General features: G+C 46.8%; 19 protein-coding genes. 1 reads left to right on the top strand and 18 read right to left on the bottom strand.

What is annotated here, in order from left to right:
* The 4 genes from KNO94_RS01215 to KNO94_RS01200 form a co-directional block, all read right to left on the bottom strand.
* A complete protein-coding gene (locus tag KNO94_RS01215; RefSeq protein WP_214776899.1) occupies nt 1–864 on the bottom strand; it encodes a MerR family transcriptional regulator in 864 nt (287 codons plus the stop codon).
* Between the two features lie 129 nt (nt 865–993).
* Nucleotides 994–1194: a hypothetical protein gene (locus KNO94_RS01210; RefSeq protein ID WP_214740209.1), complete on the bottom strand. Its 201-nt coding sequence runs from the start codon at nt 1192–1194 to the stop codon at nt 994–996.
* Nucleotides 1195–1235: 41 nt separating this feature from the next.
* On the bottom strand, nt 1236–2663 hold the full coding sequence (locus tag KNO94_RS01205) for a RecQ family ATP-dependent DNA helicase (RefSeq protein ID WP_353047813.1): 1428 nt from the start codon (nt 2661–2663) through the stop codon (nt 1236–1238).
* Nucleotides 2647–3669, bottom strand: a complete 1023-nt coding sequence (locus tag KNO94_RS01200) for a YpbB family protein (RefSeq protein WP_214740205.1) — start codon at nt 3667–3669, stop codon at nt 2647–2649. Before KNO94_RS01200 ends, KNO94_RS01205 begins: the two co-directional genes overlap by 17 nt.
* A gap of 143 nt (nt 3670–3812) precedes the next feature.
* Between KNO94_RS01200 and KNO94_RS01195 the strand changes: the two genes are divergently transcribed.
* Nucleotides 3813–4061: a ferredoxin gene (locus KNO94_RS01195; protein ID WP_214740203.1), complete on the top strand. Its 249-nt coding sequence runs from the start codon at nt 3813–3815 to the stop codon at nt 4059–4061.
* A gap of 161 nt (nt 4062–4222) precedes the next feature.
* Here the strand turns inward: KNO94_RS01195 and KNO94_RS01190 are convergent, their stop codons facing one another.
* The 14 genes from KNO94_RS01190 to KNO94_RS01125 form a co-directional block, all read right to left on the bottom strand.
* Nucleotides 4223–5182: an ABC transporter permease gene (locus KNO94_RS01190; RefSeq protein ID WP_214776896.1), complete on the bottom strand. Its 960-nt coding sequence runs from the start codon at nt 5180–5182 to the stop codon at nt 4223–4225.
* On the bottom strand, nt 5179–6243 hold the full coding sequence (locus KNO94_RS01185) for an ABC transporter permease (RefSeq protein ID WP_214740199.1): 1065 nt from the start codon (nt 6241–6243) through the stop codon (nt 5179–5181). The genes KNO94_RS01190 and KNO94_RS01185 overlap by 4 nt, the downstream gene beginning before the upstream one ends.
* Nucleotides 6240–7766 carry an ABC transporter ATP-binding protein gene (locus KNO94_RS01180; protein WP_214740197.1) on the bottom strand — a complete coding sequence of 509 codons (1527 nt, stop codon included), beginning with the start codon at nt 7764–7766 and terminating at the stop codon, nt 6240–6242. The genes KNO94_RS01185 and KNO94_RS01180 overlap by 4 nt, the downstream gene beginning before the upstream one ends.
* 62 nt (nt 7767–7828) lie before the next feature.
* A complete protein-coding gene (locus KNO94_RS01175) occupies nt 7829–8914 on the bottom strand; it encodes a BMP family lipoprotein (RefSeq protein ID WP_214777605.1) in 1086 nt (361 codons plus the stop codon).
* 130 nt (nt 8915–9044) lie between these two features.
* Nucleotides 9045–9764 (bottom strand): GntR family transcriptional regulator, encoded by a 720-nt coding sequence (locus KNO94_RS01170; protein WP_214740195.1) that lies wholly within the window; start codon nt 9762–9764, stop codon nt 9045–9047.
* A gap of 402 nt (nt 9765–10166) precedes the next feature.
* Nucleotides 10167–12347, bottom strand: coding sequence for a DNA translocase FtsK (locus KNO94_RS01165; protein ID WP_353047812.1), 2181 nt, complete (start codon nt 12345–12347; stop codon nt 10167–10169).
* A gap of 88 nt (nt 12348–12435) precedes the next feature.
* Nucleotides 12436–14103, bottom strand: a complete 1668-nt coding sequence (locus tag KNO94_RS01160; protein ID WP_214740190.1) for a ribonuclease J — start codon at nt 14101–14103, stop codon at nt 12436–12438.
* 94 nt (nt 14104–14197) lie between these two features.
* Entirely contained in the window at nt 14198–14851 is a 654-nt protein-coding gene (locus tag KNO94_RS01155; RefSeq protein ID WP_214776892.1) for a M15 family metallopeptidase, read from the bottom strand.
* On the bottom strand, nt 14848–16101 hold the full coding sequence (locus KNO94_RS01150) for a lipid II:glycine glycyltransferase FemX (RefSeq protein ID WP_214776890.1): 1254 nt from the start codon (nt 16099–16101) through the stop codon (nt 14848–14850). Before KNO94_RS01150 ends, KNO94_RS01155 begins: the two co-directional genes overlap by 4 nt.
* A gap of 3 nt (nt 16102–16104) precedes the next feature.
* Nucleotides 16105–17583, bottom strand: a complete 1479-nt coding sequence (locus tag KNO94_RS01145) for a UDP-N-acetylmuramoyl-L-alanyl-D-glutamate--2,6-diaminopimelate ligase (protein ID WP_214776888.1) — start codon at nt 17581–17583, stop codon at nt 16105–16107.
* Between the two features lie 66 nt (nt 17584–17649).
* Nucleotides 17650–18867, bottom strand: coding sequence for a M16 family metallopeptidase (locus tag KNO94_RS01140; protein ID WP_214776886.1), 1218 nt, complete (start codon nt 18865–18867; stop codon nt 17650–17652).
* A gap of 51 nt (nt 18868–18918) precedes the next feature.
* Nucleotides 18919–21135 (bottom strand): polyribonucleotide nucleotidyltransferase, encoded by a 2217-nt coding sequence (gene pnp, locus KNO94_RS01135; protein WP_214776884.1) that lies wholly within the window; start codon nt 21133–21135, stop codon nt 18919–18921.
* A 128-nt stretch (nt 21136–21263) separates the two neighbouring features.
* Complete coding sequence (rpsO, locus tag KNO94_RS01130) at nt 21264–21533, bottom strand: 30S ribosomal protein S15 (RefSeq protein WP_015881433.1); 270 nt, start codon at nt 21531–21533, stop codon at nt 21264–21266.
* Nucleotides 21534–21657: 124 nt separating this feature from the next.
* Entirely contained in the window at nt 21658–22584 is a 927-nt protein-coding gene (locus KNO94_RS01125) for a bifunctional riboflavin kinase/FAD synthetase (RefSeq protein WP_214776882.1), read from the bottom strand.
* Nucleotides 22585–22597 lie beyond the last annotated feature (13 nt).

Genomic DNA, 22597 nt, shown 5'->3' with positions numbered 1-22597 from the left:
TCAAATAGTTGATAACCATTTTGTCCATTCTTCCGGTGTGTCGCCAAGAAATGCATCCTTAAATCGATTCCTTTCTAAACTGACCGCATATCCACCAGCCCCAATTTTTAAGTCAGGGTGCTCAGTTTGAATATATGCCATAGCCTCTTCTAGGTCGGGAATGTGATCGGTCAATGTACAAGCGAAAATAAGACAAGATGCATCGATATCATAAAGGGCTTTGCTCAGATCTTCTTTCGGAAACCCCGCACCGAGGAAAATGACATCATAACCGTGTTGACGTAAATAGAGGGTGACAAACAACAGTCCGATCTCATGCATTTCACCCGGGGCACAGACACATGTGACACGTGGCAAGAAAGGGTTCATCGGCATCTGAAGCGACAGCGTGGAAAGACGCGCCCGCAAAAAAGCCGTGGCGAAATGTTCATGCGCGATTGTGATTGACCCATCTTCCCAACGTGTACCGATATCCATCAAAAGCGGTCCGATGATGTCCTTCGTCACTTTTTCAAAGCTGAACGTATTAAAGGCACGGTTGATTAAGTCATGAGCGGTACGTTCATCAAAAGAGAGAAGCGCCTGGAGCAACCCATCTTTTAATTCCTCATCATACAGTTTAGCGGAAGTAGGTTCAGGCTCCGGAGCCTGATGCAATTGCTGAATCGCCTGAGAGACACTCAAACCCTCTTTCTGCTTATCGACCACCCACTTGATTTTTTCGACATCCTGATCTGAATACAGGCGGTGACCAGACTCGGTTCGGCTCGGCACGATAAATTGATAACGGCGTTCCCATGCCCGAATGGTCGTTGGATTGACACCGGTCAACGTCGCGACTGTCTTGATGGAGTATTTCGGCATCTCCGCCCTCCTCTCTTACTCGTTCTAATAATATAAGTATATCCGCATTCAAACGAGTTTACCCCTTTTATTGTGCAATCGAGTACTTTTTGAATATAAAAAAGGCGCGAACGTTGTCCGCACCTTCCTTTAAAATATGGCGTGTCGCCCAATATATATGAAAATGAGAATAATCGCTAACATGGCGAACGTTAAAGTCATCGCCAATGGGCGCTTCATCCAGTTATCATTCAATTTTCTCTTTCGTTCGTGCTCTTGCCTCTCAGCTCGAGATGGCAACGTGTCCGCCAATTGATCACGAAGAGAATCTGCCTGATTCCGATGTCGCAACGGATGCCCTCCTTTACCTTTTTTATCATTTTACTATGATATTATTCAAAGGAAAAGATTTGCGTCAACCGAATTTTCCATTCTGTCACATTTTTTCGAACGATTGTCGGAGTATTTGGGAAATGAACGGGACCGCACACATCACAACATTCTTTTTGGTCGATTGTCGGCTCTGAAAAATAACGAAGCAAATAATCACGTCGACATGTACGGATGAGGGCATAATCCATCATCTGTCCGAGCTGTCGATAACGATCTCGTTTCCTTTCTTTTACCCAGTCAAGCGTCTCTTGAAGCGACCGTTCAGATAATAACTGCTTCAACAATAAGAACTTCGGATCTTCCTCATTCATCCGTAACATACGCTGTACCTGTTGTAAGGAGGTTCCGTTCTCGCGCTCAAAATAAGCCAATCGAATGTCCTCGTCTTTCGGGTACTGTCCGTCGATTAAAAATTGCTGGATGCGCTCGTCTCCATCCGCATACAGAAGGACCGCGAATGCGGGTTGCCCGTCACGTCCCGCTCGTCCGATCTCTTGCATGTACGCTTCAACCGTGGCAGGTAATTGATAGTGAACGACCGAGCGTACATTATTTTTGTTCACTCCCATACCAAAGGCACTGGTACACACCATGACTGTAACTTCATTTCGTAAAAATTGCGACTGAACGAGTCGGCGATCTTCTGTCGACATGCCACCATGATAAAATAGTGCATCCTCGAGTTCGAACGCTAGCGCTTCGGCTTCACGGCGTGTCGCAGTATAGACGACAGCCGGTTTTGGAATTTCCTTCATCAACTCTTTTAGTCGTTCAAGCTTCTTCTCTTTTTCTAATCGTTCGACGATTAAGCGAATTTCAGGTCGATTGGCAGAATGAACGAATTGCTCGGGTGAAAACAACGCTAATTTTTCAATGATATCTTGTTTCACACTTTCCGGGGCTGTCGCCGTGACGGCCATGCATTGAGGACTGCCGATCTGTTTGCGCAATTCACCTAACCGTGCATACTCTGGCCGAAACTCATGGCCCCATTGTGAGATACAGTGCGCTTCATCAATGACGAGCATTTGAATGTTCACATTCGCAAGGGCACGTGTTACATATGGGACTGCCAATTGCTCTGGAGATAAGTATAAAAAACGATATTTCTTTAAATGACTGATAATCTCATTCTTTTCTTCAGATGACTCCATCGATGTCAAACGGGCGACCCCTCGTTCTCCACGCTCTCGGATATGCAACATCTGATCTTCAATCAAAGACAGTAGCGGTGAGACAATCACCGTCAGTCCTGCGTTCTTAATGTAAGAAGGAAGTTGAAACGTCAACGATTTCCCCGCACCTGTCGGCATGACTGCCAACACATCTTGCCCTTCTACCGCAGCGTGAATGATGTCGTGTTGCCCCGGACGGAATGAATCATACCCAAACACTCGCTTCAGTGTTGATTCATACAAAGGTCTCACCTCGTTTCAGCCTTGCGAAAACAAGGCGTATTTGAAAGTAACTGACACTCCCCATCTCCTCAAAGATTGGTTTCAGTGCCCAACTCGTCGGCTGTCTCAGCTTTTCAATCGTCACGACGTCTTCCATCGCGACGAATTGCTCGAGTGGGAAGACATCTAAATACATTGCTAATTCCACTACATGATCTTCAATCGTACTCGTTCGTAGTCGTCGTGTCGCTTGGACTTGTTGAAACGAGTAACCTTTTAGAAATAATTCGTAGGATTCATGCGCAGAAAAAGTCATCTGATCCGAAGATAGACCGTACGTAAACCCTCTAAGTTTGGCATCTTCGGGCAACTGGATCAAGAGTTCATTCCAACCTGCTAAGAAGTAAAGCCGAGCCGTTTCTGCATCGACATCTAGCAATCCGGCAATTTGTTCATAAGTTAATCCAGTTTCAAACGCTCCAGTAAATCGATAGACGACTGCCGTCGCATAAGGATCGCCAATCCGTTCGAGCGCCTGTTCGATTTCTTGATGAAACGTCTGCATCAACGGCTTCCATTCCCGATCAAGTCTTAATAATTGTTTGACCCATTGCTCTGCCGGCCGATCGGCTTGTACAGGATAAAACGTTCGAGCGTGCTCTCTCGACATGAACGTTTGGACGAATAAACTTAATCGTTTCCACGTCGTCGCATTGTAATCTCGTCGTTGTCCACCGAGACGGTTGAACAAATCTTCTACTGCTTCAGGTGATGAGATCAACTCTCCTGCTTCCGTCAGTTGAAATCGTTTCCGATCCAGCCATCCTCGTTTTTCAAGTGTCTTCAATGTTGTCTCGTACATATACGTCGTTTGCGGAAACTGTCCAAAAACAGGTTCTAAATCATAAAAGAACGCGTCCTGTAACGTTGTCGCTGATCGTTTCCCGTTCAAGACATGAAACAGGCTACGTTCACTTCGTTCTCCGTTTAAACGCTTGATGGCCAGCAATAGTACTCCATCCGCTAAATGAACCAAATCGTCACTTCCTTAAATAAATCATTATCCTACCAAAAAGACATTCGTTTCCTCATTGAAATAATTGGGTATGTAGACTACAATAACTCATAGTGAGTAGAATGACTTCTTAAGAGAAACGAACCGTTTGGAGGGTTATTATCATGGCAAAATTTACAATCGTTGATAAAGATACATGCATCGCATGCGGAGCTTGTGGCGCAGCTGCACCAGATATTTACGATTACGATGATGAAGGTCTTGCATTCAACTTGATGGACGACAACACAGGTACTGTTGAAATCCCTGATGAGTTATATGAAGACATGATGGATGCATTCGAAGGCTGCCCAACAGATTCAATCAAAGTGGCAGATGAATCATTCGAAGGCGATGCATTAAAATTTGAATAATCAATGAAAGACATATCGGTCAACTGACTGATATGTCTTTTTTCATGTCGAAGTGTCCCTTTTAAATAGATTATGACATCCCTCACCAAGTATAACAAAAAAGGTTGTTTGGCTTAAGCGCCAAACAACCTGAACACAATGGACATATGTCCTATTTCTAATTACCGTTTCCCTTTAATATATGGGATACCGACAGATTTCGGTGCATCCGCACGACCGACGAGTCCAGCGAGTGCAAGGATTGTGAGCGCATATGGCGCGATCAAGAGGAGAAGCTGCGGCACGTTATTGATGACCGGCAAGTTACTTCCGATAATCGATAAGGCTTGTGCGAATCCGAAGAACAATCCGGCACCGAGCGCTCCAAGCGGGTTCCATTTACCGAAAATCATTGCGGCGATGGCTAAGAATCCTTGACCGACGATCGTCGTCCCACTGAAGTTCGTAGTAACCGTTACAGCATAGACCGCTCCGGCAAGACCACCAAAGGCACCAGAGAGCATGACACCCATGAAGCGCATTTTTGTGACGTTGATCCCCATCGTATCAGCTGCCATCGGATGTTCACCGACCGAGCGGAGACGAAGGCCAAACGGCGTCTTAAAGATGACGAACCAAACGACGAACGCCAAAGCGATTGCGACGAACGACGTGTACTGAACATTTATGAAGAACATTTTGAGTATAGGAATGTCCGATAAGAACGGGACGTTCTCTTTCGCGATACGATATTCGATAAAGTCGGTTTGTCCCTTATTGTAGAGAACTCGTACGACGAAGATAGCAAGACCGATCGCAAGCATGTTAATCGCGACACCGAGTACCGTCTGGTCCGCACGCCAAAGGATGGCTGGAACGGCCAAGAAGAGTGAGAACAACGCGCCGACCACCATCGCGACGAGTAACGCGATCCACGGACTCAACGCACCCGCTCCTAAATCAGTCAAAGTGAGCGTCGTGATGATTCCTGTCGCGGCACCGATGACCATGATTCCTTCAAGGGCGATGTTGACAACACCAGACCGTTCACTGAAAATTCCACCGAGCGCTGCGATAATGAGTGGAGTCGCATAGGCAAGTGCAACCGGTACGACAATGTAGAGGACTTCTAAGAAGCTCATTTTTTCTCCACTCCTTTCTTACGATTTCCTTTAAGTTTCTCAACAACATAGTTGATCGCATAACCAGATGCCACAAAGATAACAATGGCTGCGATGATGACTTTAACGAGCTCAGAAGGTACGTTCGCACCTAATTGCATCGCCAAACCACCAATGTTCAATCCTGCAAAGAGAATGGCGGCAAGCACGACACCGATTGCAGTGTTCGCACCGAGAAGGGCAACGGCAATCCCGTCGAATCCGACACCTGTGAACGATGCAGAGAGCGTCATACTACCGAATGTACCAAGGCCTTCCATTGCACCGGCAAGACCAGCGAACATTCCCGAGATGACAAATGACAAGACGATGTTTCGATTGACACTCATCCCTGCATATTGAGACGCATGTTTGTTAAATCCAACCGCACGAAGCTCATATCCAAGCGTCGTCCGTTGAAGAATATAGTAATACACAATTGCAGCAAGGACGGCGATTAACACACCCCAGTGCAAGCGTGAATACGTTGTCAATTCTTGTAACCATGGTGATGCTAAAGATGCTGATTCTTTAACTGAATCGGTACGCTCATTCGTTACACCAATGACATTACGCAAAATGGCATTCGTCGTGTAAAGCGCGATATAGTTCATCATGATTGACGTGATGACTTCATGAACGTAGAATTTCGCTTTTAAGAAACCAGGAACGAACGCCCAGATTGCAGCTGCCACCATCGCCGCAAGGAGTGCAAGCGGTAAATGGAGGAACATCGGCAAGTCAAAGTTAATTCCGACATAAACTGCCGCGACCCAGCCAATCAATACTTGTCCTTCTACCCCGATGTTAAAGAGTCCCGTACGGAACGCAAATGCGACCGCAAGACCGGAGAAGATCAGTGGTGCCGCTGCTCGTAACGTTTCCCCTACCGCATACGGACTACCAAACATCCCCTCGAACAACGAGATGAATCCTTGTACCGGATCATAGCCACCGATCAACATGACGATCGCTCCGACGAGAAGTCCTAAAATAATGGATAGGAGTGGAATGAGAAGTTGGTTTAAACTTAGTTTTTTCATTCTGTTTCGTCCCCTCTCTGACCGCCGGCCATCAAGAAGCCAAGTTCTTGTTCCGTCGTCTCTTTCGGATCACGAATCCCTACAATTTTTCCTTCATAGAGAACAGCAATACGGTCGGATACGTGTAAAATCTCATCAAGTTCGAATGAAATGAGGAGGACAGCACGTCCCTTTTCACGCTCTTTAATGAGTTGCTCGTGAATAAATTCAATCGCACCAACATCGAGACCACGCGTCGGTTGTGCGGCGATGAGTAAGTCTGGTGAACGATCGACTTCACGGGCGATAATGGCTTTTTGTTGGTTACCACCTGATAGGGCGCGTGCTGGAACATCGATCGATGGAGTTCGGACGTCAAACTTCTCAATCAATGCCTTCGCCTTCTCTGCAACCGCTTTATAATTCATCAAGCCCCGTTTTGAGAACGGTTCTTTGTAATACGTTTGAAGAACCATGTTGTCGCGGATTGAATAGTCGAGTACAAGCCCGTGCTTATGACGGTCTTGCGGAATGTGTCCAATACCAGCCTCTGTCATCTTACGCGGCGTATGGCCCGTAACATCTTGACCATTCAACATTACTTTACCTGATTCCGGTTTTTTAAGTCCGGTAATCGCCTCAATCAACTCGGTTTGACCATTTCCATCGATTCCGGCAATCCCCAATACTTCTCCTGCACGAATCTGTAGATCTAACCCTTCGACCACGCTTAATCCACGGCTGTCTTTAACGACGAGGTTTTGAACGTCAAGAACGACTTGTTGCGGATCCGCTTTCGAATACTCCGCGTCAAAGTTTACTTCACGACCAACCATCATTTCAGCTAAGCTGTCTTCGTTGACCGTCTCGTCCACTTCGACCGTGCCGATATAACGACCGCGGCGAATGACCGTACAACGATCGGCAACTTGCATGATTTCCTTCAGCTTGTGTGTAATCAAGATGATTGACTTACCTTCAGCAATCAGACGTTTCATAATTTGGATAAGTTCTTGAATCTCTTGTGGTGTCAACACTGCCGTTGGTTCATCAAAAATCAAAATATCCGCTCCACGATAGAGCGTCTTCAAGATTTCTACACGCTGTTGCATACCGACTGAAATGTCTTCGATTTTTGCATCAGGATCGATTTTCAACCCGTATTGTTCTGAAATTTCCATGACCTTTTTACGAGCTGTATCACGATCGATCGTCATCCCACTTTTCGGTTCAAGACCAAGGATGATGTTCTCCGTGACTGTGAATTTTTCAACCAACATAAAGTGTTGGTGGACCATCCCGATTCCGAGATCGTTGGCGATATTCGGATTTTCAATATCTACTTTCTTCCCGTGTACGCGAATCTCTCCGCCCTCAGGCTGGTAAAGACCGAATAACACGTTCATGAGCGTCGATTTCCCAGCTCCGTTTTCTCCTAACAGCGCATGGATTTCACCTTTGCGCAATTGGAGTGTGATATTGTCGTTCGCAACGAACGTACCGAACTCTTTGCGAATATTTAGCATTTCAATTACATATTCCAAGAAAGTTCACCCCTAACTTTAAGTAAAGGGAGACCACATGGGTCTCCCCCTAACTCAATGAATTATTTTACGTTTTTCATGAACTCTTCGAACTCAGCATCTGTTGCTGGTGCAGTGAGCTCACCATCAACCAACTGCTGACGGTATTCTTCAACTTTGTCGAGGATTTCTTTCGAAACGTGTTTGTCAGATGTTTCAGCGATTCCGACACCGTCATCTTTCAAACCGAACTCGATGATTTCACCAGCAGGGAACTTGCCGTCCATTGCTTGTTTCGAAACATCGTAAGTAGCCGTATCAACACGTTTAACCATTGAAGTAAGGGCTACATCTTCTGGGAGACCTTCTTCGTATTGGTCACGGTCAACCCCGATTACCCATACTTCTTCACCGTTCTTCTTACGGTTTTTCGCTTCTGTGAATACCCCTACACCCGTACCACCAGCTGCGTGATAGATGATGTCAGATCCAGAACCATACATACCTGACGCAATTGCAGTTCCTTTTTCAGCTGAGTTGAAGTCTTCAGCGTATTTCACGTCGATTGTCGCTTCTGGGTTTACAGCCATGACACCTGCTTTAAATCCGTTCTCGAATTTTTTGATCAAGTCAGATTCAACTCCACCTACGAAACCAACTTTATCTGTTTTTGTCGAGAGACCGGCAATGACACCAACGAGGAATGAACCTTCTTGCTCTTTGAACGTGATTGAAGCAACGTTAGGTGCATCAACAACCATATCTACGATTGCGAAGTTGCTATCTGGGAATTGTTCTGCAACTTTTTGAACGTCTTCAGCCATCAAGAAGCCGATTCCGTAGATCAAGTCGAAGTTGTCACGAGCCAATTGTTGCAAGTTTGGCTGATAGTCTGCTTGTTTTGCTGATTGAAGGTATTTGAATCCTTCGTTTTCAGTCAAGCTGTTGTCTTCACCAAACTTTTTGAGACCTTCCCAAGCAGATTGGTTGAATGACTTATCATCAACACCGCCTGTGTCCGTAACCATTGCAACTTTGAAGTCGCCGCCTTCGCCGCCATCACCGTTTGAAGATGAGCTTTCGTTGTCATCGCCACCGCATGCTGCGAGTACTGTAGAGAGTGTGAGTCCTGCTGCTAAAGCTGAGAGAATCGTTTTCTTTTTGTTCATCATCGTCGTGTTTCCCCTTTCGGTTCATAACAAAATTTGTTGTCATGTTATCAGTAGTCTTTACACCGGTATAAGAAAGCGCTTTCACGCTATTCCCCAAAAATAACTCTTCCGTTCAAAAACCGCTCGTTTAAACTCGTTTACGTACGACGTGGAAGTCGAATCGATCAGCGCGGAAAAAGTTGGCCGAATCGAGTAATGGTAAATCACTCTCATCATAATGCAATTGTTTTAAAGCAAGTAACGGTTGATCCGTTTGAAGTTGTGACGAAATTTCAGAGCTGACACTCGGTTCGATGTGCGTGATCGCATATGCGACTCGACGTCCTACCTCTTGTTCAAGAGAATCAAATAGAGACTTCCCTTCAGTCAACGCCTCAGGGTTCGAGACAAGATGGGCCGGCACTTTGTCGACACAATAGACGACCGGTGTGTCATCCGCATATCGAATTCGTACAATTCGATAAATCGGTGAGTTCGGCTCAATCTTGAGACGCTCGGCTTCTCTCTCTGTTGCCAACACTTTCTCGGCCACCAATACTTTCGTTCCCGGTGTCATTTTCGCTCGTGTGATCATATCAGTGACACTGAACAACTCTTCAATCCCTGAAGTGAATGGCGGTTTAGAACTAATGAATGTTCCCACACCATGTTTTCGCACGACAAATTTCTCGTCTTCTAGAATTCGGAGTGCTTCGCGAAGCGTCGCTCGACTAACTCCGAGTTGCTTCGACAGTTCGAATTCTGAAGGCAATTTCTCACCTTCACGATAGACACCAGCGTCGATATCTTGCTTAATTTTCTCAATTACTCGGAGGTAGAGCAATCGATGATCGAGCTTAATCGACATTGGCCTCACCACCTTTAATTTACTTACCAGTGCTCAGACATCTGACGTATGAATGTCCTTGCCAATATTAAGTATAGGGATTCAAGAATTAGAACGCAATAGTTTTTGTTCGGAATCAAGGAAATATTTTTTGTTTTTCGCTTGAACCGTACCTCTGAGTCCATTTTACCCTTTCTACCCTTAATTGAAAAACTTTTGTAAAATGTAAACGTTATTAAAAAATGTAAGCGTTTCAGTGATTTTTAATTGTATGTACCAATTTGATATATAGGTCATATGTGCTATATTACATTTATATTATAGCGAACCTCTCAGATTAGAGCGAATATTACCACAATCTTTAAAAGTAAATAAAAAGCGAACGATTATATATACCGATATATAATCGTTCGCTTTTTTAACTTATCCTTCTTGATCTTGAATGAGCACTTTCCTCGGTTTCGAGCCTTCTGACGGACCAACGTATCCCGCTTCCTCAAGGGAGTCAATCAAACGGGCGGCCCGATTATAACCGATTCGGAATCTCCGTTGAATCATCGATGTCGATGCCGTTTCTTGTGTCATGATGAATTGTACGACTTCTCCGAACAATGAATCATCAGAGTCGATTGTTGTTACTTCTTCTTCTTTTGGCATCATCGCATCCACGTATTGCGCACGTTGTTGGGCAATGACATGGTTGACGACTGTTTCGACTTCCTGGTCAGATACAAACGCTCCTTGGACCCGGATCGGTTTGTTCATTCCGTTCGCAAGCATCAGCATATCTCCTCGACCGAGCAGTTTCTCCGCCCCTCCACCGTCGAGAATCGTTCGTGAATCCGTTTGCGAGGAGACGGCGAATGCGATCCGTGACGGAATATTCGCCTTGATGACACCGGTGATGACGTCGACAGACGGACGTTGTGTAGCAAGAACCATGTGAATACCTGCAGCTCGTGCCATTTGTGCGAGACGCATGATTGCATCCTCTACGTCATTTGATGCGACCATCATCAAATCTGCCAACTCATCCACGATGACGACGATAAACGGTAATCGTTTTGCATCCTCGTCGTCGGATTGATCGACGAGTTCATTGTATCCTTCAATGTTTCGAACGCCGTATCGACTGAACAACTCATACCGTCTCTCCATCTCGGCAACGACTTGTTTCAGTGCCTGCGCCGCTTTTTTAGGATCTGTGACGACAGGGGTCAATAAATGCGGCACCCCGTTATACACATTTAACTCGACCATTTTCGGGTCAATCATCATGAGTCGGACCTCATCTGGTCGAGATCGCATCAAAAGGGAGACGATCATGCCGTTAATACAGACGGATTTTCCTGACCCTGTCGATCCCGCCACAAGCAAGTGAGGCATTTTATTGAGCGAAATCCCGACCGTTTCTCCACTGATACTGCGACCGAGGGCGACGAGCAGTTTGGAATCATCTTGTTTGACCGGATCGGCTTCAAGTACTTCGCGTAGACATACAGGCGCTACTTCTTGGTTTGGTACCTCGATTCCGATTGCTGCTTTCCCGGGAATCGGGGCTTCAATCCGAATATCTTTTGCAGCGAGTGCAAGTGCCAAATCGTCACTTAGCGAAGTGATGCGACTGACCTTCACACCGATATCCGGTTGTAATTCATATTTTGTGACGGTGGGTCCGAGGTGAATTTTTAACACTTTCACGCCGACACCGAATGATTTAAGGGTTTTTACCAGCTTTGATGCATTTTCTTTTAGACGTGCATTTTCGCCAGATAAATCCGTAATGACTGGTTCTTTCAAATTCGAGAACGGTGGTAGTTCATATGTGTCTGAAACATTTTGAGCTGCCGTCATCATCATCTCTTCAGTCGAAATCGAAGCATCTCCTTCCGAATCAACGGACTCGATTGTTTCTGTTTCTATAGCACGCTTCTCCGCAACCACCTTTTCGCTAAAGCCGACGATCGGAATGTCATGCATCGTTACCGCATCCATGTCTGATTCCGCTTCTGATACGGGTTCTACTTTTGATTCGGTCGATTTAGGGGTTTTGGCCGTCTTTTTCGATTGAGTCGTCGTAACCTTTTTCTCGGATTTTGGTCTTGATTGCCACTCATTTTTTATAGCGATGACGGATTCTTGCATACGTTTATAAAGCGTTCCCCATATCGTCGGTATATAAAGGGAGACACCGACAATTAAACAAACGACACCGACAAAAACGATTCCGAAGTCTGAGAACAAGTACTGATTCAACTCATAGATGGCACCATTGATGCCACCGCGCTCCTCTCCCCAAAGTAAGTCCCCAAACAATAAAAATGAGATGAACATCGCGAGTAGTCCTGCTCGTTGCATCGGCCTCATCGGATTGAGGAAAATCCATAATAGGATGGCTGTCATCAAATAGGTCAGCGCACCCCATCCTCCAAATATGTAATCAGAAAGTATCGATAACTGTTGACCGATCCAGCCTAAGTCAAATGAGGCAAATACGAATGCGACGATGGCGAGAATAAATAACCCCCATCCATATGTACGTGGCGCAATCGGTTGTGATTTCCGTTTTCTCGTATTTCGCGTTGCCGGTCGCTTTCGCTTCACGGGAGTTTTTCTTGTTTTTTGAGCCACTTCAGTTCCTCCTAAAAAAAGAAGGCAAAAGTCAGATGACTTTTGCCTCACTCACATATCATTAAATCTCCATGATGATCGGCAAGATCATCGGACGACGCTTCGTCTGTTCAAACAAGAAGACGCTTAGTCGCTCGCGGATATTTGATTTCAACTCGGTCCAATCACTGCCAGCTTGCAGACTCTTCTCAATCTGTTTCGTGACAATACGGTTAGCCTCTGAAATCATCTCTTCGGATTCACGCATATACACGAACCCGCGTGAAATGAGTTCAGGTCCTGAAATCAATTTCTTCTGTTTCCGGTTCAACGTGACGACGCAAAGGACGACCCCATCTTGTGACAACAAGCGACGGTCGCGAAGAACGATGTTTCCAACGTCACCAACACCGATTCCGTCAATCAACACGTTACCGGCAGGAACTTTCCGGCTCATGCGTGCCTTACGACCGGTAAATTCAACGACATCCCCTTTTTCCACGATAAAGATGTTGTTCGGCTTAACACCTACTTGCTCTGCAAGTTTCGAGTGCGCCATTTGCATTCGATATTCACCGTGAATCGGTAAGAAGTATTTCGGTTTGACGAGGTTGAGCATCAGTTTCAATTCTTCAGCCGAACCATGTCCAGATACGTGAACTTTACGTTGATTGTAAATGACGTTCGCCCCAGAACGGAACAGAAGGTCAATCGTTTTTGAAACCGACTTCTCATTTCCTGGAATCGGTGTCGCTGCGATGACGACCGTGTCGTTCAAACGAATGTTGACTTGTTTATGGGCGTTACGAGCCATACGTGTCAATGCCGCCATCGGTTCCCCTTGTGAGCCAGTCGTTAAAATGACGACTTTGTTGTCCGGAAGACGGTTCACTTGCGACAATTCAACGAGTGTCTTCGCCTTGAAGCGTAAGTAGTTCAACTTCTGCGCGACTTCGACGATGTTGACCATACTACGACCCACGACCGCGACTTTACGATCATTCGCTTCCGCCGCCGCAAATACTTGCTGGAGGCGATGCACGTTCGATGCGAACGATGCCACGATGACACGACCTTCGGCTTGATAGATCACATCGTTCAGTTCTGCTCCAACAATCGACTCAGAGCCGGTTTGACCCGGTCGCTCAGCATTTGTCGAATCCGAAAGGAGTGCAAGAACACCACGTTGTCCGATTGCCGCTAACTTATTGAAGTCGGATTGTTTACCATCGACAGGCGTGTAATCAAACTTGAAATCTCCGGTATGGACGATCGCACCTTGAGACGTTTGAATACAGACGCCGACACAGTCGGGAATCGAGTGATTGACGCGGAAAAACGTGATGAGATGATCAGCGATAGTCAATTTCGTTTTGGCATCAATCATACGAAGGTCGACTTCTTTCAACAAACCGGCCTCTTTTAATTTCAGTTCAATTAACCCGAGCGTTAATTTCGTTCCGTACACAGGAACATGTTTCAAGTCACGTAAGACGTAGCTGAGTCCACCGATATGGTCTTCGTGACCATGCGTGATGAAAATCGCTCGTACGCGATCTTTATTTTCTTTTAAATACGTGATGTCTGGGATAACGATATCAATCCCAAGCATCTCATCGCCTGGAAACATGAGACCGGCATCGATGACGAAGATGTCGTCGTCTAGCTCCACGACGTACATGTTCTTCCCGATTTCGCCTACGCCTCCAAGCGCAAAGACGCTAATATTCTCTGTCTTCTTTTTTGACACTAACAAAAACCTCCTAATTGTTTCATATTCTGTTTCGTCCCTTATCGCTACTGAATATTGTAGCGGAAAACGGCTTCATTGCCAACATTTCCGTTCAATCTAGTAGAGGTTTTAGTGTATCGGCAAGCGGCATGGTCGCAGCTTGGTCAGGACGTTTCCCTGCATTCAGCTGTCGAAGTGATAAACCGAAGTCCATTTGAAGGTGAGGATAATCAGGAAATGAGTTCCAATCGCCTCCCCATTCAAAACCAAGGGCTTTCCCCAACTCACCGAGCTCTTGCCAGTCTGGTACATCATTGCGATTACGGTCAGCGTTTAAATCATAATCCGCTTTGTTGTTATGGATGATGACGAAATCGACGGCTAGCCCGTAGTTGTGATAGCTTTGTCCCGCTTTCGCATTCGTCACGACTTGTCCAGGTTTAGACCTTCCTTGGGCGTACAGGGCATTTTGCTCTTTGGCCGAACGATATCCTGATGTGAGTCGCACTTCTAAGTCCAAGCATGAATGGGCCAATCGTACAAATGAAACACCCCGATTGACAACCTCTGGATGCAACTGATCGAATTCAATCTTCGTCTTTGCCAAGATCGCGTTTTCCGCTTCAACATCACGAACACACATATCCGCTTCAAACGTCGGTTCATCCACCCATGGTACGGGTCCGGGCCGCATATAAAAGTAAGCGAGTGTAATACCGATTAGAAAGGCGACCATCGCAAGTGATAACACGCCTGTCCATCTCATCTTCTAAACCGTTTACGCAAACCTTTAAGGATTGGCAATCCTTTTTCAAGCGCCATGTACAAAGGACGGTTTAAAACGAGGTCAAATTCTCCAACTTTTTCAATCATGTCACTGCCCCATCCGGACTTGAACGCGTACAGACCCGCATATTCATCATCCGGTTCCGTGCTTCCAGAAACTCCTCCGAAATCATAACGTTCGGCTCCGCTCTCTTTTGCAGCTTTCATCATCGTCCACTGCATCAAATGGTTCGGCATAAATTCGCGGAACTCATTCGATGAGGCTCCGTATAAGTAGTACGAGCGTCGTCCGGCGAGCGTCAGCAGTCCGCCAGACAACACTAAACCGTTCGGATAGGTCTGATCGAGTTCGATGAGTTCAGGCAAGGCCTGTTCTGCTTTTTGAATTTGGGCCTCTGTCTGCTCTTTACGATTTAAAAGACTCGTTCGTTTCTTTTCAACCGTCTCCTTTTCTAGCCCACGTTCAATTTTCTCCAACTCTTTTTTTGCTTTCTCAAGCGTTGCTTGCTGTTGCTCAAGCGCAAGTTTAGGTTCAAGTTTTGTCAAAAATAGACGAGCATCCCCCGGTTGGAGACAGTCATATAGATTTTCAAAATAATCAAGCCCTCGAATGGCAAAGCCATCACGCTCGCCTGTCACTTTCATCAAATCGGCAAATGTTTTGAGCCCGTCACGACCAACTTCTGAACAAACAATCCCTTTTTTCTCCGCTAAGCGAACATTGTAACGGAACTTATGATGAAACTTCGCAAAAATTTCTTTTTCACTTGGTCGTAAATCCGTTTCCATGGTGAACCGAGGTTGAGCGTAGTCAAAGCCACCACCGTACCCTTTATGTGTGAACCCTAGGGCATCCATTTCAGTCAATAGGCCTGGCAACTCATCACGGTCGATGTTCGGATCAATTTTAATCACGATGGCTTTCTGTGCTGTCGCAACACGCTTCGCTTCATTCACAAGTGCCTGTAAAGATGCCAAGTCGTCATAATCAACGACAAACCCTCGTGGCGCATAGCACAATGTGTATGGGAGTTTCGGGACGCGCTTGAATAACAGCAATGCCGCACCAGTCGTCACCCCCTCGCGTCCTACTGCGACACGTTCTGATGTCCATCCATTCTGTCGCTTCACATCTCCCCAACTAGACAGTTGTAAGAGGTCGCCACGATCATGTGTCTTGACGAATTCATCATGTTCTGTTCTTGTCAACGTAATTGGTTGTACTGCCATAAATCAAGCTTCCTCCGTATTTAAAATGGTCGCTCGAACAATCGCCTCTTCGTCGAGCGGCATTTTTTCATTTCCGATAATTTGATACTTCTCGTGCCCTTTTCCAGCCAACACGATAATATTATCCGGTTTGGCCAAGGTCGCTGCGTATCGAACCGCTTCTTCACGATCTCCAATCTCAACAAAGTTGTCATGGGTCATTCCGGACGCAATCCCTTTTGTGATGGACTCATACGCTTCAAAGCGCGGGTCGTCCGTTGTGACGATGACCGTACCAGCGTAGGTCGACGCCATCTCTCCCATCGCCGGACGTTTCGTCACGTCACGGTTTCCGCCGGTACCGATTAAAAAGACGATCTTCTCTTTCGGTACACCGACGAGTGATTTTAAACATTGTTCGATGCCATCGGGTGTATGGGCATAATCGGCATATACGTTATAACCTGGAACATCCAAGCGTTGCATCCGTCCCTTAGCAGGATGAATCACTTCGAGTGCTTTAGCGATGCGATCTAATGAATACCCTGCAGCGAGAAGACACCCGGTCGCTAGCAACAAATTGTACACGTTGAAACGACCGATGAACTGAACCGTCACCGGGAGTTTCGTACCTTGGTAATTTAACGTAAAGCTAGTCTGAGACAACGTCTGTTCAATGTCCGTTGCCATCAAGTCTGCTTGCGTATCAATCCCATAAGTTAATACTTTCGCACCTGTCATCATCTCATAAAGAGGTGTTTGTGCATCATCCGCGTTCAAAACAGCTACCTTCCCACGCGAGGCCATTTGACCAAGTTGAGCAAACAATAACCCTTTTGCGCGTGCATAGTTTTCAAACGTCCCATGAAAATCTAGATGATCGTGCGTCAAGTTCGTGAATCCAACGATGTCGAAATCCGTTCCGATGACACGTCCGAGCTCGAGACCGTGTGACGACACTTCCATCATCACATCCGTCACGCCTTCGTCGCGCATTTGCGCCAACAACTGTTGGAGTTCCGAACTTTGAGGCGTCGTATTTTTACTCGGGACGATTTTGTCGTTGATCCGTACCTCGACGGTCCCAATCAATCCTGTCGAATGACCGAGAACATCGAGGACGTCACGTAAAATCGTCGTCGTCGTCGTTTTTCCATTCGTCCCCGTAATTCCGAATAGTCGCATCTGTTCCGAAGGATATGCATAAAAGGCCGAAGCCAATAACCCAATTGAACGCGAGCTATCTCGCACAATCAGGTTTGGCACTGACAGGTCGAGCGGTCGTTCGCTAACGACTGCCACCGCGCCTCGCTCTACCGCTTGCGCCGCATATTCATGGCCATCGACCGTGTATCCTTTGATGGCGACAAACAACGTACCAGGGACAACTTCCCTTGAATCAGTCGTCACATGTGTCACCACGATGTCTTCTAGAATCGGTTGATTAATTAGTTGTATCGTCTTCACTAAATCCGTTAAGTTCAAGTCTTTCCCTTCTTTCACCTGTATCCTATCCAAATTAAAGAATACCTCTTAATCAGTGTAGAGAACTTACAATTCGGTTTCAAGTCACGCTTCGGTCGGGAGGACGTATGACTTCGCTGCTTGGCGTCCCAACACTTCACGAATCAATGCATTCACCTCATCGCGTTCGATTCGTTCTACTTTTTGAATCACTTGTTCAATCGGCTCGACTTCGTCGAGCAATAATAAGTTCCGTCCGTTCCGGTTCATACGAGCACTCGAACTTTCATTCCCGAGAGCGATCGATCCTTTCAATTGTCGCTTGCCTTTATCTACTTCCTCAGCAGTCAAACCGTCGGCGACAAGTCGCTTGATCTCTCTCTCAAGAATGACTTCGACTTGTTCTAACGTATCCGGTGACGTACCGACATAAATGGTAAACGTACCGTGATCGGAAAACGTCGTGTAGTAAGAGTAGATGGAATAAGCCAAGCCCTCTTCTTCACGAATGGACTGAAACAGACGTGAGGACATCGTCGCACCGATGGCATTATTCATGAGTGCTAGGTGGGGTAATCGTTCATCGATTGCTGAAATCGCTTCGTAATTCCAGCAGAGATGCGCTTGCTCCGTTTCCTTATGCTTTTTCAACGTATCATGAAACAGTTCTGGTTGATTGAGTTCTTTCGACGATTCCCTAGAAGGGATGTGAGCAAACCTTTGTTTGACTGCCTCCACCAATTCTTCAGAGACGTGTCCTGCGATGGAGACAACGATTTCTTCAGCCACATATCGTTCTTTTAAATAGTCGACGAGCTGGTCACGTGTCAATCGGTTGACACTCTCCTCCGTCCCTAGAATCGGTTGAGCGAGGATATCGTCACGATACGCCGCAACGGCCAATAGTTCATGTACGAGGTCTTCTGGCGTATCCTCATACATTTTGATTTCTTCCACGACGACACGTTTCTCTTTTTCTAGTTCTGTCTCATCGAGTACCGACTCAAACAACATATCTGTCAGTACGTCGAGCGCCATGACCGCATGTTCATCGAGCGTCTTCACGTAAAAGCACGTATGGTCCTTCGAGGTAAAGGCGTTGACACTTCCACCGAGCTCATCAAAAAAGGAAGCAATCTCTTTTGCGCTTTTCGTTGCAGTTCCCTTAAATAACATATGTTCAATCAAATGACTGATGCCGATGTTCTCAAACGTTTCTGTACGTGTCCCTGCTTTAATGAATACCCCGGTCGAAGTACTAAGCGAACCTTCGATTGGTTCGACGATGATCCGGACACCGTTCTCTAATGTCATCCATTCCATATTCTCACTCCTATGAAAAAGGCCATCGCACCAAGACGATGGCCAGAATAATTAATTTGTCGAGCGCGGTGGACGACGGTCCCCGTCACGACGTGGCGGACGGCCTTCGCGAGGCGGACGGCTCTCACGAGCAGCCTTCCGTTTCGCTTCATATGCCTCACGCTCTTCAGGAGACAATTCTTCTAAGATGAGCGCTTTACGTGATGCGTTGACGCGACCTTTATCGTCGATTTCAGTGACTTTGACTTGAATCGAATCGCCGAGTTTCACGACATCCTCAACGTTCGCGACACGCTCGAGGCTGAATTCGGATACGTGTACGAGTGCATCTTTCCCTTTGAAGAGTTCGACGAACGCGCCGAACTTCTCAATGCGACGTACCGTTGCATCGTAGACTTCACCGACGACAACTTCACGAACGATATCACCGATCATCGACATGGCAAGATCGATTCCTTCTTGATCTGTTGAAGCGATGAAGACCGTACCATCTTGTTCGATGTCAATCTTGACGCCTGTTTGGTCGATGATGCTGTTGATCATCTTACCACCCGGTCCAATCACATCACGGATCTTATCTGGATTGATTGTCATCGTCACAATCTTCGGTGCATATTTCGACAATTGAGTACGTGGAGCATCCAATGTCTCGAGCATATGGTCAAGGATGTGTAGGCGACCGACACGTGCCTGTTCAAGCGCTTCTTCTAAGATTTCACGCGTGATTCCGGCAATCTTGATATCCATTTGAAGGGCAGTAATCCCGTCTTTCGTTCCGGCTACTTTGAAGTCCATGTCACCGAGGTGATCTTCAAGTCCTTGAATGTCTGTCAAGACCGTGTAATGCTCCCCTTCCATGATAAGACCCATGGCAATCCCGGCGACAGGCGCTTTGATTGGCACACCTGCATCCATCAAGGCGAGTGTCGAGCCACAGATGGAAGCCTGTGAGCTTGAACCGTTTGATTCGAGCACTTCCGAGACGAGACGAATCGTGTATGGGAAGTCTGCTTCTTTTGGAATGATTGGCAAGAGTGCACGCTCACCGAGTGCACCGTGACCGATCTCACGACGACCTGGCGCACGGACCGGACGAGCTTCACCGACCGAGAACGGCGGGAAGTTGTAGTGGTGCATGAAGCGTTTGTTCTCTTCAAGACCGATCCCGTCGATAATCTGTGCGTCTCCGATGACACCGAGTGTTGCGACCGACATGACTTGTGTCTGACCGCGTGTGAAAAGACCGACACCATGTGCGCGTGGAAGCAATCCAACTTCCGATGCGAGCGGACGAATCACGTCTGGGCGACGTCCGTCTGGGCGAACTTTGTCGACTGTGATCAAGCGACGTACTTCATCTTTGACGAATTTGTTCAAAATCCCTGAGACTTCTCCGAGTTTTGAAGGCTCATCGGCAAGGCGTTCTTCATACATCGCTACATATTTCGCAATCACTTCATTGATGGCTTCGTCACGAGCATGTTTCTCTTCCACTTGCACCGCTTCCACGATTTCAGGACGAGCTGCTTCAAGCTCTGCTGTGAGTGACTCATCGTATTTTGAGACCGTGTACTCAAACTTCGGCTTGCCGACTGCATCAGCAATCTCTTGTTGGAACGCAATCAAGCGTTTGATTTCTTCGTGTCCAAACAAGATGGACTCAAGCATGACATCTTCAGGCACTTCGTTCGCGCCTGCTTCAACCATGTTGATGGCTGTCGATGTTCCTGCGACTTGAAGCTCAAGGTCCGTCTTCTCCATTTGTGCCGTCGTCGGGTTGATGACGAACTCGCCGTCCACACGTCCGACTGTCACGCCAGCGATTGGACCGTCAAACGGTACGTCAGAAATCGAGAGCGCGATCGACGTTCCGAGCATACCTGCCATTTCAGCCGAGCAATCTGGGTCGTTTGACATGACGTAAATCATGACTTGAATATCATGACGGAATCCGTCTGGGAAGAGCGGACGAATCGGGCGGTCGATGAGACGTGATGTCAAAATTGCATTTTCACCCGGGCGACCTTCACGACGAAGGAATCCTCCTGGAATTTTACCGACCGAATATAGTTTCTCCTCATAGTTGACCGTCAACGGGAAGAAGTCTAAATCTTTTGGTGCTTTTGAAGCCGTCACTGTCGCAAGGACAACTGTATCTCCATAACGCACGAGTGCCGAGCCGTTTGCTTGTTTCGCAAGTTGGCCGACCTCTACAGACAATGGGCGTCCGCCCCACTCTGTAGAGAATACTTGTTTCGTACCTAACATGTACATTCTCCTCTCAAACCTTATCTAGTTTATTATGTAACTCATTCCAACGAATGTCTAATCATTTTCCTTAAAAAAGAAGAAACGGACTAGGACGTTGTCCCAGCCCGTTAAACAGTCTCGATCGATTAACGACGGAGACCGAGGCGTTGAATCAATTCACGGTAACGCGTAACGTCCTTGTTACGAAGGTACGTAAGCAAGTTACGACGACGTCCAACCATTTTCAAGAGACCGCGACGTGAGTGGTGGTCTTTCTTGTGTGTACGAAGGTGGTCGTTCAATGTGTTGATTTGTTCAGTCAACACAGCCACTTGTACTTCTGGTGAACCTGTGTCACCTTGTTTTGTCGCGTATTCCGCGATAATTTCGTTTTTACGTTCTTTTGAGAGTGCCATTGCCTCTCCACCTCCATTTAGTGAAAAATTGCCGCGTTGCCGAGCCGGCGTTGGTGAATCGACCAGCCAAGCGAAGCGGTGTACTTTGCGTACTTGACAAGGATAGCGTACCCGCTCTTGAAAGTCAAGATAGGATTGAGCGTGCCGACACCTCATCTTCTTTCAATTGGGCGACCAATGCATCCAGTCCGTCAAACGCGCGCTCGTTCCGAATATATTGGATCCATTCGATTTCAATGACTTGTCCATATAGATCTTCTGAAAAGTCAAAGAGATGGCTCTCAACAGAGACTGAGCCCGTTTCATAAAACGTTGGACGCCGTCCAACATTCGTCATCGCATCAAACGTGCGTCCATCCGGAAGCGTGACCCGTGTCGCATATACGCCTAGTCGTGGCATAACATACGAAGCGTCCATCAATACGTTCGCTGTCGGGAAACCGATCGTGCGCCCTCGCGCGTCTCCATGAATGACTTCTCCACAAATGACATACGGAGAACCGAGTAACTCATGCGCCTCGTCGACACTTCCATCAGCCAGCAGCTTACGGATTCGAGTCGATGACACCTTTTCTCCAGCCATCGTCTGTTCCGTCACGATAGACGTCGTGAACTTGTCACGCGCATGATATGGAAGCGTCTCCATCGTTCCTTCACCAAACTTGCCATACGAGTAATCAAATCCTGCCGTCACATGTACAGCACCACCGCCGATTAAATAGTCATCCACAAACTGTTGCGGAGAAAGTCCCGCTAGTTCCTTTGTGAACGTTAAGACGAGACAACGCTCAACTCCGAGTGCTTCAATGCGTTTCAGCTTTCGAGACAGCGGCGTGATATAACGCACTGCGTCTGGCTTATTTGAAAGTACTTGCTTCGGATGTGGGTCGAACGTGACGACCGTCACCGGAAGGTTATGCTCCGCTGCTACCCGTTTGGCGTGATTGATTACAGCTTGATGCCCTTTATGAACACCGTCAAAAAAACCGAGCACCATGACCGATGGGTAAAAGTCAGGTGTTTCTGGATAGGTGAGATGTCTTGTTTCCATACTGTCAATTTCC

It is taken from the genome of Exiguobacterium sp. s22, assembly GCF_018617455.1.
Lineage (GTDB): Bacteria > Bacillota > Bacilli > Exiguobacteriales > Exiguobacteriaceae > Exiguobacterium.
The sequence above is the reverse complement of the archived record's forward strand: the minus strand, read 5'-3'. Positions and strand labels throughout refer to the sequence as shown.

What these genes read in the sequence shown, in the direction of transcription:
- KNO94_RS01215 (WP_214776899.1), bottom strand. Translation starts at nt 864, where the DNA reads ATGCCGAAATACTCCATCAAGACAGTCGCGACGTTGACCGGTGTCAAT.
- KNO94_RS01125 (WP_214776882.1), bottom strand. Translation starts at nt 22,584, where the DNA reads ATGGAAACAAGACATCTCACCTATCCAGAAACACCTGACTTTTACCCA.
- KNO94_RS01140 (WP_214776886.1), bottom strand. Translation starts at nt 18,867, where the DNA reads ATGGAATGGATGACATTAGAGAACGGTGTCCGGATCATCGTCGAACCA.
- KNO94_RS01190 (WP_214776896.1), bottom strand. Translation starts at nt 5,182, where the DNA reads ATGAGCTTCTTAGAAGTCCTCTACATTGTCGTACCGGTTGCACTTGCC.
- pnp (WP_214776884.1), bottom strand. Translation starts at nt 21,135, where the DNA reads ATGTTAGGTACGAAACAAGTATTCTCTACAGAGTGGGGCGGACGCCCA.
- KNO94_RS01175 (WP_214777605.1), bottom strand. Translation starts at nt 8,914, where the DNA reads ATGAACAAAAAGAAAACGATTCTCTCAGCTTTAGCAGCAGGACTCACA.
- KNO94_RS01150 (WP_214776890.1), bottom strand. Translation starts at nt 16,101, where the DNA reads ATGGCAGTACAACCAATTACGTTGACAAGAACAGAACATGATGAATTC.
- KNO94_RS01195 (WP_214740203.1), top strand. Translation starts at nt 3,813, where the DNA reads ATGGCAAAATTTACAATCGTTGATAAAGATACATGCATCGCATGCGGA.
- KNO94_RS01155 (WP_214776892.1), bottom strand. Translation starts at nt 14,851, where the DNA reads ATGAGATGGACAGGCGTGTTATCACTTGCGATGGTCGCCTTTCTAATC.
- KNO94_RS01185 (WP_214740199.1), bottom strand. Translation starts at nt 6,243, where the DNA reads ATGAAAAAACTAAGTTTAAACCAACTTCTCATTCCACTCCTATCCATT.
- rpsO (WP_015881433.1), bottom strand. Translation starts at nt 21,533, where the DNA reads ATGGCACTCTCAAAAGAACGTAAAAACGAAATTATCGCGGAATACGCG.
- KNO94_RS01170 (WP_214740195.1), bottom strand. Translation starts at nt 9,764, where the DNA reads ATGTCGATTAAGCTCGATCATCGATTGCTCTACCTCCGAGTAATTGAG.